This is a genomic window from Ectobacillus panaciterrae DSM 19096 (assembly GCF_000430785.1).
In the GTDB taxonomy this organism is placed as follows: domain Bacteria; phylum Bacillota; class Bacilli; order Bacillales; family Bacillaceae_G; genus Ectobacillus; species Ectobacillus panaciterrae.
Window position 1 is genome coordinate 16297 of record NZ_AUMR01000062.1, and the last position, 12290, is coordinate 28586.

11 protein-coding genes and 2 pseudogenes are annotated in these 12290 nt (G+C 35.5%); 7 read left to right on the forward strand and 6 right to left on the reverse strand.

Translation table 11 applies throughout. The features are described from left to right. The first annotated feature begins 402 nt into the window (after window positions 1-402). Window positions 403-1485: a sulfate permease gene (locus H540_RS0115350; protein WP_081415155.1), complete on the forward strand. Its 1083-nt coding sequence runs from the start codon at window positions 403-405 to the stop codon at window positions 1483-1485. 393 nt (window positions 1486-1878) lie between these two features. Here the strand turns inward: H540_RS0115350 and H540_RS0115360 are convergent, their stop codons facing one another. Then, window positions 1879-2619, reverse strand: a complete 741-nt coding sequence (locus H540_RS0115360) for an endonuclease/exonuclease/phosphatase family protein (RefSeq protein WP_162144537.1) — start codon at window positions 2617-2619, stop codon at window positions 1879-1881. 326 nt (window positions 2620-2945) lie between these two features. Between H540_RS0115360 and H540_RS0115365 the strand changes: the two genes are divergently transcribed. Beyond that, the gene (locus H540_RS0115365; RefSeq protein WP_028401420.1) at window positions 2946-3245 is read left to right on the forward strand and encodes a hypothetical protein; all 300 of its coding nucleotides are present in this window, start codon (window positions 2946-2948) and stop codon (window positions 3243-3245) included. 132 nt (window positions 3246-3377) lie between these two features. Here the strand turns inward: H540_RS0115365 and H540_RS0115370 are convergent. Both H540_RS0115370 and H540_RS29855 read right to left on the reverse strand, forming a co-directional pair. Further along, a pseudogene (locus tag H540_RS0115370) lies at window positions 3378-3659 on the reverse strand (DUF3898 domain-containing protein); the annotation flags it as partial. Between the two features lie 3 nt (window positions 3660-3662). Then, window positions 3663-4712 carry a serine hydrolase domain-containing protein gene (locus tag H540_RS29855; protein ID WP_162144538.1) on the reverse strand — a complete coding sequence of 350 codons (1050 nt, stop codon included), beginning with the start codon at window positions 4710-4712 and terminating at the stop codon, window positions 3663-3665. 459 nt (window positions 4713-5171) lie between these two features. On the opposite strand from H540_RS29855, the gene H540_RS33260 reads away from it, so the two are divergent. After that, window positions 5172-5342: a hypothetical protein gene (locus tag H540_RS33260; RefSeq protein WP_155891039.1), complete on the forward strand. Its 171-nt coding sequence runs from the start codon at window positions 5172-5174 to the stop codon at window positions 5340-5342. A gap of 461 nt (window positions 5343-5803) precedes the next feature. Here the strand turns inward: H540_RS33260 and H540_RS0115390 are convergent, their stop codons facing one another. Both H540_RS0115390 and H540_RS0115395 read right to left on the reverse strand, forming a co-directional pair. Continuing rightward, window positions 5804-7036, reverse strand: coding sequence for a DUF438 domain-containing protein (locus H540_RS0115390; RefSeq protein WP_028401422.1), 1233 nt, complete (start codon window positions 7034-7036; stop codon window positions 5804-5806). A gap of 12 nt (window positions 7037-7048) precedes the next feature. Further along, the gene (locus tag H540_RS0115395; RefSeq protein ID WP_028401423.1) at window positions 7049-7276 is read right to left on the reverse strand and encodes a DUF1858 domain-containing protein; all 228 of its coding nucleotides are present in this window, start codon (window positions 7274-7276) and stop codon (window positions 7049-7051) included. Between the two features lie 487 nt (window positions 7277-7763). On the opposite strand from H540_RS0115395, the gene H540_RS0115405 reads away from it, so the two are divergent. Next, window positions 7764-8885: a TIGR04053 family radical SAM/SPASM domain-containing protein gene (locus H540_RS0115405; protein WP_028401424.1), complete on the forward strand. Its 1122-nt coding sequence runs from the start codon at window positions 7764-7766 to the stop codon at window positions 8883-8885. Between the two features lie 43 nt (window positions 8886-8928). On the opposite strand, the gene ric is transcribed toward H540_RS0115405, so the two are convergent. Further along, a complete protein-coding gene (gene ric / locus H540_RS0115410; protein ID WP_028401425.1) occupies window positions 8929-9636 on the reverse strand; it encodes an iron-sulfur cluster repair di-iron protein in 708 nt (235 codons plus the stop codon). 547 nt (window positions 9637-10183) lie between these two features. On the opposite strand from ric, the gene H540_RS0115415 reads away from it, so the two are divergent. The 3 genes and pseudogenes from H540_RS0115415 (at window position 10184) to H540_RS29860 (ending at window position 12226) form a co-directional block, all read left to right on the forward strand. After that, complete coding sequence (locus H540_RS0115415) at window positions 10184-10909, forward strand: YwiC-like family protein (RefSeq protein WP_028401426.1); 726 nt, start codon at window positions 10184-10186, stop codon at window positions 10907-10909. Between the two features lie 87 nt (window positions 10910-10996). After that, window positions 10997-11284, forward strand: a pseudogene (locus tag H540_RS34670) (FAD-dependent oxidoreductase); the annotation flags it as partial. A 111-nt stretch (window positions 11285-11395) separates the two neighbouring features. Further along, window positions 11396-12226 carry a transposase gene (locus H540_RS29860; protein ID WP_051317136.1) on the forward strand — a complete coding sequence of 277 codons (831 nt, stop codon included), beginning with the start codon at window positions 11396-11398 and terminating at the stop codon, window positions 12224-12226. Window positions 12227-12290: the final 64 nt, after the last annotated feature.

The following is a 12290-nucleotide window of genomic DNA, read 5'->3' on the forward strand; positions in this document are numbered from 1 at the left end:
ATACTTCTCTTTATGCATAACCTTTGAGTTTGGAGATGATTCTCTTTAGCATATATAAAAATTCACTTATGTTTATAATTATTGTCCCAGTATTTTTGGAAAAACAATAAAAAGCACTTAATTAGAGTCGGACACTAGTAGGAATGTATTTATTTTTTTATAGATATTTTTTAAAAAAATCTTGATTTTTCAGAAAATGAATCTATAATTAAGAATATTAAAAATGAATTCCGATGTGTTTACTTGAATATTGGTTTGTATTTTGCAAGCGGTCATATATAAATCATATTTTTAGAAAGACCATTTTGCTCTTTAATTCTATTAAATACATATGTTTAACGTAGGATGAAAATTAATTTTTTATGTAAGGCAAACATCTAATAAAGGGAAAGGAATAGTGCTATGATATTAACATATATTGCCATTATCGTGTGTCTTTTCTTCGCTATGAATATTGGGGCAAGCGGAACTGCAGCTTCAATGGGAGCGGCGTATGGAGCAGGAGCAATAAAAAACAAACGTCTAGCTATGCTTTTGGTATCAATCGCTGCTTTCCTAGGAGCAATACTAGGAGGAGGAGAAGTTGTTAAAACGATTGGAAAGGGAATTATTCCTTCGAGTATTTTAAGTGTTGAAATTGTTGTTATTATTCTGACAGGAGCTACACTTACCCTGTTTTTGGCTAATATTATGGGAGTACCTTTATCAACAAGTGAAGTAACTGTAGGCTCCATTGTGGGGGCAGGAATTGCTTATCAAGCTGTATATGCCAATAACCTCGTTTTCATCGTATCGTGTTGGCTTATTGTCCCTATACTATCTTTTTTTATCACCTTTACATTAGGGTGGATCATTGAACGCGCAGAAGAGCGTTGGAGTGAATTAAAAGGTCAGGGTAAATGGGCGAAATGGCTGTCCGTGTTGCTTATAATCGGCGGGTGTTTAGAAGCTTTTTCCGCCGGAATGAATAATGTGGCGAATGCTATCGGTCCTCTCGTCGGCGCAAATATGTTATCCGAGAATAAGGGTCTATGGATAGGAGCTTTATTTGTTTCGATTGGTGCTATGCTGTTAGGCGGAAGGGTTTTGGAAACGAATGGAAAGAAGATTACTAAGCTTTCATTATTACAAGGAAGTGCTGTTTCATTTACGGGCGGATTTCTTGTTATTATCGCCTCGTTATTTGGTTTGCCGATTCCGCTTACACAGATCACCACTTGCGGTATTCTTGGGATCGGAGCTTCTCAAAGCGGATTTAGTGTATTGCAAAAAAATGTTATCAAGCAAATTTTGATGGTATGGATTACCTCTCCATTATCTTCACTTGTAGTTTCTTATTTTTTAGTTAATTTGTTTGCAAAGCCGGATATATATAACCTCTTTATTATTCTATGTACGTTCATTGCCATTATCGGTTTAATGAAGTTATTTCAAACTGTGCGCAAGGAGAAAAGAGCGCTGTATGATGATGGCGGCGGTATATAGAAAATGCAACGTGAAATACGTATGCAACAATAGAAACCCCTTGATATAGGGGTTTTTATTTTGGTTCAGCCCACGTTTCATTATTGATTGTGCAAGAGACTAGAACAGTATGTTTCCGAAAACTTTATAACTTGAGTTGGTCGCCATTTTTTGTTTAGAAAATGTATGACTCTTTATAATACGAGGAAAATAGAGGTAGAAAGGAGGGATGGAATCCATGAAAGATCAACGAATTTCAGAACATAAAATGAATTTCACAAGTACAGTAGATCAAGCTCTTGAAAACATGTGAAAGTTTCCCGTTATTTTGTATGGAGCAACTATGGATGTAGAGATGTTTCTTTGGAGAATCCTTGGGTTACATGACTATTTACTCGGGAGCGGAAATAGTCTTTATACGCTATGCAGCTTAAGGGTTCCCAGTACAGGCAAATGGTCTGATGCTTCCGGATTGATCGTAACCACTTCTATTTCAACCGCTTCAAAATGCTTAGAAATAAAAATATAGTCTAGCCTTCTTAACGGATAGTTGGAAGGAAAAGTATGACCGCCTTTCTGTTGCGGATGACTCTCGACCCATGCGTCTTTTAAACGCTGCGTCATTCTTCTCCATGTTCTTGAAAGGGGGCTCATGTTCCAGTCTCCCATTACGAACGATGGCCCGGCAGTATCCTCTATCTTCTGAAGAATAAACTCGGATTGTTTTCGATGAAGAAACGTTGCCAGACTTAGATGAGTAACGAAAGCTGTTATTTCCTGTTCTTCTATTTTCATCCGAACCTCCAATAATGCCCGGTCTTCAGCGAAATTCGGTAAAAAATCAAAAGGATGGTTTTGCGACTTGACGATGGGAAACCGGGTAAGCAAAGCATTTCCGAATTGTCTATCTCTTCCCCCGGGAGTTTTGATTGTAACAGCGGGGCCGTATACATATTCCATGTTCAACTCGTCTGCTAAGAATTGCGCCTGGTCCGCAAAATCACTGCGCCTGGCAAAGTGTTTATCCACCTCATTTAGGCTGATAATATCTGCATCTGCGGCTTTTATCACATGACCAATCCGTTTTAAATCCAGTTTTTTGTCTGTTCCTCTGCCTTGATGGATATTAAATGTCATCACTTTTAACAGCATCATCTTCATTTGCCTCGTTCCCTTAGTTTTTTATAAAAATCCTTTTTTATCGTGTGCAGATTTAAAAAATTTATCATAATGAAGGTCGTCTATTTTTTCTAAAATCAACAATAAAGTTTAATCTAGCCTTTTTATAAAAAATACGCATAAAGGAGTTCATTCAAAATGATACTTATAAATTCACAGCAAGTTCACAGCAAGGGCACGAATTGTTAACAAGAATGGATTATCATTCATATGAAATAAGACGATCATAAACAGAATTTTTGAATGTGAAAACGTCTGATTTTGCAGACATGGATATGCGGGCATAAGGAGGCCGTCTAAACATGAAAACTTGGGCATATATAAAAAATAGTGAATTAATAGCAGGCATTACCGAAGAAGGACTCCCATTCTTTGAAAATAAGGTGCAAGGTTGGAATGATAATAAAAGGGATTCAGATATAGAGGATTTAATCATTCACCGTGCTGTTGTATATGATGAAGGAGCAGAATTACGAATTAAAAGCATCTATACATACACATCTGAGGATGTTATGAATAATCCTATTGTCATGCAAAAATATGAAGAAGCGGAACAAATTCTCCTGCGAGAAATTAATCTGTGGTTAAATGGAGCGAATTAATCTGGTTATCACTAACAAAAACACAAAAGACGAGGTCAATTCCTCGTCCTTCAAGTACATAGGTGTTGCATTCAATTTCGATATCGACTAATTTGATCATAATTTATAACCCTCAAAAATCCTTATTCTCCGCTAGTCTTTCCCCGCAACCCGCTCTATCACTTTCTCCAGCTCGTCCGGATTCAAAAACTTAATCGGAGAAAAAACTTTTTCAAATGAAAGAGAGTCAGCTTCAATCATCAGCATATAACACCCGTTCATCTTCGCAATATAGATTTGTTCCCAAAAATAGGCAAGCAATCCCTTTACGGAAATATGGTCTGCCTGCAGCTTTAACTCAACCTCTGACGCATGCTCCATAATCTGCGTTACGGTTTCCATGACCTCCTGGGTACTGAAATGCTCCATCATCTCGCTTTATTTTTTATAGCGTTGAGTTTCTTTCATAATGGTAAATCCGATGTGTGTTATATCATCCACACGCAAGTTCTGATTAGATAATAAAATAACGAGAGTGGAATGGTCTAAAGAAACGAAGTTCCCTGACGTCCAACCAGGAATGGATCCAGTATGGTAAAATGTATCTTTTCCCAAAAACCAACCGCTGGCATATAGGGAAGATTGTTTGGTTAGCATTTGAGAAAGTGAAGAAGAGGAAAGAAGCGTTCCGTTGCTTAACGCACGGTCAAATTGATATATATCTTTTATAGTAGCATAAACATCGCCGCTTCCTCTAAGTTCACTCATATCAATATACAAAGGAGTCTGAAGGGATTTTGGATTCGTATATCCAGTACTTCCATCAGGAAAGGAAGGTAAATCTTTTGTAAATCCTGCTGTCTTCATATTTGCTGGTTCGAAAATATGTGTACGTACATACATTTCATATGGCATTCCTGATACAAGGTCAATAATTGCAGCTAATAGGCTATAATTTGAGTCCGAATATCGAAAAGTGTGACCGGGATAGTCAACAGGCTTCATCGAATGAATCTCTGTAATCAAATCGTCCGCCGAAACAGGTCCAGTGGTTTCATTATGTTGATCCAAACCTGATGTATGCGAAAGTAGATGTAGAATGGTTAGGCTTGGTTGGTCTTTGAATGCAGGAATATAACGGGACACAGAGTCGGACACATGTAATTTATGTTGTTCTTGTAATTGATAGATGGCAGTAGATAACATAGATTTTGTAAGAGACGCGATGTAGTAACGGGTATTTGGTGTATTAGGAATTTGTTGTTTTCTATTAGCGTTGCCAAATGATTCTTCATATATCACTTGTTGGTCTTTTACTACAAGCACTGACCCATGAAACTTATATTGGTTTAACAATAATTGAGTGTCTTCTATTAAACGGGCATGGGAAACCGATTTGTAGGATGTCAATTGTAAGGTTAAACCTAGAAGACCGATTAAACAAAGGGAAAATGTACTGATAATTATCCATCGTCGAAATGAAATCATATTCTTATTTCCTTTCTTCCTAGTTACTTGTATCATCACCTAATATTTCCTTAAACTTTTTGAACTTCCTTACCAAGAAAGTTTACATTATAGAGGCTAATGTAAGCACGAATAATTTTAAGGAATTTATAGTAGAAAGGGAAAACCTAATAAGAGAAAAACTTTTACAGGTAGTAGCAGGACAGAGTATTAATTGGTGTTTGCTTAAGATAGCAAGCGTCTTTTTTAGGTGAATTATTAAATATTAAGTATCGGCAGTATTTCATATCTTCAATCATGTTAAAAATATAATACGTGTAAAGAGCATTAGAACGATATCAACAGACATATTTTTGTCGTATGAATTATCATGTCATTGATAAATAGAATTATTGTAAATCTAAAGTTAACCCTTGATTTCACAGATATTTCAGATTATATTTGGTTAGGGAGTATATGATAAAGGGGGAAAGTTAGAGCGTGGATTACATGAAAAAGAACATACAAAAAGCAAAAGAAAAAGAAGTGAGTGTTGAAAATATACATAGGAATGTTATGAAGGTTACATATATAGAAGAACCTAATATAGACTTATTAGTAGAGGAATTGATGGCTATAGTAGAGAGACTTTTAATGAAAGAGAGGCAATAGGCGAAATAAATAACCAAAGTCTCTTTTTATTTTATTGTATCATAAAAAATACGGGCAAGCGTGAGGCAAGCCCGTTATTTTTATATCTGTAATTTAATTAAATGAAAGCTTCAACCTTCTGTTCATTGGCTAATCAATGAATTTTCTCAGAATCTACAGTTTCCTGATGACTTCGGCTATAATTGGAATAGTGATCATTTGTTTTTCTTTTTGTCTTCGCTGTCTTTCTGCATTTAAATCAATAATATTCATGCTGTGTGTTCCTTTCTAACCATGTTCTCAACAAAAGTAAAAGCACTCATATTGAGTGCCTTACTTTAACTTGAACCACCAATATGTATTTATAAGAATCCCATCCCAATATATATTCTACCATAATGATCCAAAATTTTCATTTAAGAAAATAAAAAAGATACAGTAGCAAGGTGGATGAACAAAACGCTACTAATCAAAGTTTCACTTTATGAAAGAATACGTTTTTCTCCTTGAATTCCTTGAATTGGATTGATGTTTTGTGTGAATTCAAGGGTACCCATATATTCTCCATCTTCACTACGTATAGCAAAATAGCGAATGTATACATATTTATCTTTAAATTTAATCCAGAAATCTTCACAATCTTTATTTCCAGATTTGAAGTCTTCCAGAAGTTTTTCAACGACATGAACGCTTTTTGGAGGATGGCAATTTTGGACTGTTCTACCAATTATCGCTTTTGTGCGAGCAAAAATTCGCTCTTTTCCATGAGAGAAATAGCGGACAACATCATCCTTGTCAATGTACGTAATATCCACAGGCAAGTGGTTCAACATCAGTTCTAATTGTTTTAAAGATAGTATCCCTGTTTCTAATCGAATAAATCCTTCGGACATAGCTTCTTTCTCTTGTATCACGTTTCTTTCAGGCTTCCATACACCCGCAGGACCTGTTAAGCAATAGCCAATTCCATCACTTTCATGAGCGATTTTAATCCATTCGTCTTCCGTAAGAGTTTGAAGCGCCATCGGAAATAAAATATTTTCTTCTTTAAAAATCATTTCACTCGTTTCACGAATGATAAAGTCAACATTATCTAAAACGGACTGTTTATCTCCGTTATAGTTTATTAGCTTTTGTTTTGCCTCTTTAATGGCATTGCGAATAACATCATCGATCCCCCACATTACTTGTGTTGGTCCATAAATTCCGTACTTTTCTAAATAAGGGAAAAGTAAATTTTCTTTGCGACTGTAGTGCTTATCTACATCTAATAATAGATTTAAATCTTCTATTAGTTTATAACCGTTTTTTTCACTATCTTCATTTTCGAATTGTTCATAGTGAAGTTGAATTTTGAAGTTAACAAGTAGGTCAATTTCTTTGTTTTCAAGCTTAAATGTATGAATTGGATGCCCAGGTTGTTCTTCAGGTTTATCCAATCTATGAATTTCTTCAATGGAACCTTTAAATATAGCTGTATGCACGGAGCATAAGCGTTGAACTTCTTTCACGGGAATTCCTTCTTCTTCCATAAGTGCCTGTTCAAGCTTTGAGATTTCCGCAACGGTAATATTACCGACAGCTTCTTCAAATTGGACCTTCACTTCTTCAACACTTTTTCCATTATGAAGACTTTTAATAATTTCTTTTAAGATTGCTTGACGTTCAAATTTATTCATATTCTCTTGTTCACGATTGTTAATTATTTCGCTCATAAGGACTCTCCTCTATTCTTTAATTTTAAACCCGTTAGTTTCAAACGCTTTTTTTACTATATCGAACGAAATTCCTTTCATCCGGCATCCATTTGGAATAGTCATTACACGGCCGGCTGTTCGCAGCATGCCGGGTTTCGTTATATGTTCAAAGCCTAGTTTTTTTAAGATAGGGATGATTTCAGGGTATTGGGTAACCAAATCGCCAACTGTTTGACTAAAATCAATCATCTTTATCATCATTCTCACCTCGAAGATTAGTGATATTAATTCTCAATAATAATGTAGCATAGGGATAATGAATAAGGTGTGAGCAAAATCACACGTATGATTTTAGAGAGTTCAGTTCATTATTACGCTTAATTCAAGTAGAAAATTTGGAGAGAAAACTTAAGGAGAATTAGTGGAGTACGCTGTGGAAAAGAAATGTTAGAGTATAGAATTCAAAAGAGGAATACTCCCTATGATAAAGAAAAATTTTTATCTTGTTATTTGTAGGAAGTAATACTTTCACCTCAAAATTCAGTGAAAGCAAAGAAGTTAGGGAGGGAGGATTACTGCTCGTAAAATCACTGATTGGTGAGGAGGAATAATCAGTTGGGGATGAAGAAGCCTCCACTGAGAAAAGTTTTGCTTTATACTGGGAATTTCATGCGTGATGTATCTCACAACATGAATGCATTTATAAATTTACAATTAGAATATAAATCGATGGGAGGTTTTAATCTTGATTAATCGTGATTTTAATAAAAATCCATTTATTGTGATATGGGAGTTGACAAGAGCATGTCAATTAAAATGTATTCATTGTCGTGCGGAAGCTCAGTATCATCGTCATCCTCTTGAGCTAACATTTGAAGAGGGTAAAAAACTAATTGATGATATATATGAAATGGATAATCCAATGCTTGTTTTTACTGGTGGAGATCCGTTAATGCGTCCGGATGTATATGATATTGCGGATTATGCGGTAAAAAAAGGTGTTCGGGTATCCATGACACCAAGTGCTACTCCAAACGTTACAAAAGAAACAATTCAAAAAGCAAAAGAAGTAGGGCTTGCTAGATGGGCATTTAGTTTAGATGGATCAACAGCTGAAATACACGATCATTTTAGAGGAACAGATGGGTCATTTAAATTAACAATGAATGCGATTCATTATTTGCATGAATTAAAAATTCCTATTCAAATTAATACTGTTGTTTCTAATTATAATGTGAATGTACTTGAAGATATGGCAATTTTAGTAGAAGAATTAGATTGTGTGCTGTGGAGTGTATTTTTCTTAGTTCCAACGGGGCGTGGTAAGGAAAAAGATATGATTTCACCAGCCCAACATGAAAGGGTATTCCAATGGCTATATCAACTCAGTAAAAAGGTTTCTTTTGATATTAAAACAACAGCTGCTCAGCACTATAGACGCGTTGTTATTCAACAAAAAATGAAAGAAAATAAAAAAATGGATCAGGCTATTCAATATCAGGATGTATTGATGAATGGGATGACGGGGCAAATTGATGGGCTTGGGCGTGCTCCAAAAGGGGTGAATGATGGAAACGGTTTTGTATTTATTTCTCATATTGGAGATGTATATCCAAGTGGGTTATTGCCTATCAAAACCGGGAATGTTAGAACAACACCGCTAGCTGATATTTATCGAAACTCCCCTGTCTTTCAAGACTTGCGTAATCCGGACAAGTATAAAGGAAAGTGCGGAGTTTGTGAGTTTCGATATGTTTGCGGAGGATCTCGTTCCAGAGCATTTGCGATGACGGGAGATTACATGGAAAGTGAACCTTTCTGTGTATACATTCCAAAAACATTACGAGAACAGAAAAAAAACGTATAAAAAACGGGACATGAGCACTTTTTACTCATGTCCCGTTTTTTATTTAAGCTTTTGCAATTGCACGTGGAAATAAAATATTATTTTCTAAATGAATATGCTGGAACAAATCAGATTCAAGAGCTTCCAGTCGTTGGTAAACAAGACGATAAGTACCACAAGCACCTTCAGGAGGAGTAAAGTCATTTGTAACCTTACGAAGTTCTTTAATAATATTGCCAGCATGGCTATGTTTATTTTCCAATTCGTCCACTACTTTGCGTAATTTTGTATAATTTTCATCGGTTGGATTTTGTTCAAATGCTAAAATTAATGGGAAATCTTCTGTTTCCTCCTTAATTAAATGCTGTTCTAATTCAGTTTTTAATTCATGAAATAACTTGTGAATTTGAGCTAAATGAGGTTGACCTGCTCCATGAACGCGTAACACTTTTGTCACATATGGACTTAACAGTGGTAACTCTTCATTTAAATAGCGATGATGCTTATTCACAATATAGTCAATCAATTCGCGATAAGAAGCAGTTTTCCAATTAATTTCAGATTCGCTTAATAGTTTTGTTTCATGATATAGAGTATTTAACTTTGTGATAACCTCTGTTGCTGATAAATTTCGTTCATTAATAGCATTAATAAGTGGTCTATTACCACCACAGCAAAAATCTATTCTATATGATTTAAAAAGATCACTAGCCTTTGGAAATTGTGTAACAATGTCACCAATAATAGAAGTCTCAGTAAATGTATGTTCCATATGAATGCCTCCATAAAGTTTAAATTTAGTATCTAGATCAAGAATATCAATAATTTTGAATCTACATGGTGATATACATCACTTGTTATGTGTTAATTTCATCAGCGGTTCTTTTTATCTTGCTATTGGGGGCTGTAATAGTTCCACCTTAAAATTTAAAGAGAAATAAAAAATGGGCAGGAGGTACCTGCCCATAAAAGCCCGATTGGTGAGGGCTAATAATTAGTGGAGGATGAAGAAAATCACATTGATAAAAGTTTCACTTTATAAAATAAAAGGTATAAAAAAAACCGAATGCAGTGATTTCACTCACAGTACCCTTTTTCAGCATAGTTTATCATTTAAGAGAAGAGTGAGTGTGAAAAAATTACTTTATTCCGCTGTTCGGGAACGGTAATACGTCGATTGGTGGGGGACGATTACCAGTGGGGGAAGAACCTCCACTGATAAAAGTTTCACGTTATAGAGTTAATGATATGCATTCTTTTGGTTAACATTGGTATATCAAATTGTTGATGAAAATTTTTGAGTGTGAGGCGTTGAAACAATGAAATTGATTATTCCAAAGCAGCATGGAGCTTGGGGAATGTTGCTTATTCCATTTGTTTTGGGTATTTTAATTGGTAAATGGACATGGTATCATATACCCCTTTTTTTAGCATGGTTATTTGTATACTTGGCTACATATCCTTTGTTAATGTATGTAAAACAACCAAGAAAGAAGTATTACTTACATTGTTTCTTTCTTTATTTTAGTGTGACTTGTGTGTGTGCGATCATTGCTCTTATCTATGAATGGCGTATAATGTTCTTTTCTATTATTATGCTTCCATTTTTTCTCATAAATATTTATTTTTCTCACCAGAAAAACGAACGAGCTTTACTAAATGATATATGTGCTATTGTTTTGTTTTGTATAGGGGGAATCATTAGTTATTATTTTACAATGAAAACAGTTGATAAGAATATATTGATGATAGCGGCTATATCATTTTTATATTTTATGGGAAGTACGTTTTATGTAAAAACGATGATTCGTGAAAAAAAGAATCCAACGTATCGCTTTGTTTCATGGTGGTATCATTCTTTACTTGTGAGTGCTACTTTAATTGTATCGCCGTGGGTTACCATTATTTTCATCCCAAGTTTGATACGTTCTATAGTTCTTTATGGTAGAAATATTTCGATTTTAAAAGTGGGTATTTTAGAGATTATAAATTCTATTTACTTTTTTATTGCAACAATATTAGTCTTTAAATTTTTGATCTCGTAAAAGCTTAATTCGTGAAAGCTAATAGTTTCTTGCAGTTATTAAACTAAAGAAGCGGCTTAAGGTGTCTTGATTTAAATCAAAGTTGATATTGTTACATCAAATAATGAAGAAATTTTTTATCATAAACTATTAATTTGTACAGGAGCAAATAATAGGAGGTTAGCAGTAGGTGGAATCAATAAAAAGAATGTTTTTACTATTAGAGATATGCAAGAAGCGGATAACCTTAAAATAAGTTTAGATCACCAAATCGATTGTGATAGTATTGTATATTCAATTGGAGTCACTCCTAACATTTCACTAGTGAATAATACTCCTATTCAATTAAATAAAGGTATTGTTGTCAATGAGAAGATGGAAACGAATATAGAATCAGAGCGTGTCGCAAAACTCATCTTCATGCAAAAATTGTGCATAAAAAAGTCCGCTTCCTAACATCCTATGATAGACTCGACTCAACCATAGGAAGGAAGACGGACTATCATTATGATGACCCAAATGACGGATACACATACCCATGTTTTGCAAACTTTCTTTCATTACATCGATAGTCTAGACTTGATGCAGGAACCGTATCAGATCGGTCGTCCTACTCTGTGCCGAAAAGCATTTCTAAAAAGCTTCTTTCTCAAGACATACTTTCGCTTGGATTCCCTTCGTAAACTGGTTCGTTTCCTAAAAGAGTTTCGATATTTCCAGCACTTGTGTGGCTTTTTTACTCTTCCTCATCTCGCTACCTTTGCCCGTGTTGCGACTTGGTTCCGAGAAGAAGGGTATGAACAGATTCATCTTCACACCTTACAACGGATGGGACTCCAGCCAGGACTGTTGGCTGTCATTGACAGTACAGCTCTGCGGAGTAGTTTGTATGATTCACAGGCTACCTGCGGAAAATCAACCCGCTTGCATATGTTTAAAGGCTACAAGCTTCATTTGTATGCATCTGTAAAGGGTGTTGTTCTATCACATGCGTTTGTGCCGGCAAACCGGCATGACAGTGCCATCGCACCGAGCCTGCTTTGCTCGTCCGAGGAACTCGGTTTAGATATAGCGTGTGCCCTCGGTGATGCTGCCTATGATAGCCGGGAGATTCGAGAAACAGCAGAATCACTCGGCATCCAGATGATTACAGCGGTAAATAAGCGAAATGGTGCCAGAAAAGATGCATATGGCAGGGGCATGCTATATAAGTCCACTTTGTTATTCCGACATATCTATCGTTTGCCACATAGAACAAAAGAGAAACTGCGCTCGCTTCCTCTCTATGGTTTACCCCTGCATGGGCCACGAAAAGGGTTTGACCGCTTCTGCGCTTAACCGGATGATCTCTCCCCCCTAAAAGAAAAGTTTTATGTCGATTTTTTTAGTTGCATTTATATAG

Coding starts and splice junctions, on each gene's coding strand:
- ric (WP_028401425.1), bottom strand. CDS start 9,636: ATGGAACATACATTTACTGAGACTTCTATTATTGGTGACATTGTTACA.
- H540_RS0115360 (WP_162144537.1), bottom strand. CDS start 2,619: ATGATGCTGTTAAAAGTGATGACATTTAATATCCATCAAGGCAGAGGA.
- H540_RS0115415 (WP_028401426.1), top strand. CDS start 10,184: ATGAAATTGATTATTCCAAAGCAGCATGGAGCTTGGGGAATGTTGCTT.
- H540_RS29860 (WP_051317136.1), top strand. CDS start 11,396: ATGATGACCCAAATGACGGATACACATACCCATGTTTTGCAAACTTTC.
- H540_RS0115350 (WP_081415155.1), top strand. CDS start 403: ATGATATTAACATATATTGCCATTATCGTGTGTCTTTTCTTCGCTATG.
- H540_RS0115395 (WP_028401423.1), bottom strand. CDS start 7,276: ATGATAAAGATGATTGATTTTAGTCAAACAGTTGGCGATTTGGTTACC.
- H540_RS0115390 (WP_028401422.1), bottom strand. CDS start 7,036: ATGAGCGAAATAATTAACAATCGTGAACAAGAGAATATGAATAAATTT.
- H540_RS0115365 (WP_028401420.1), top strand. CDS start 2,946: ATGAAAACTTGGGCATATATAAAAAATAGTGAATTAATAGCAGGCATT.
- H540_RS29855 (WP_162144538.1), bottom strand. CDS start 4,712: ATGATTTCATTTCGACGATGGATAATTATCAGTACATTTTCCCTTTGT.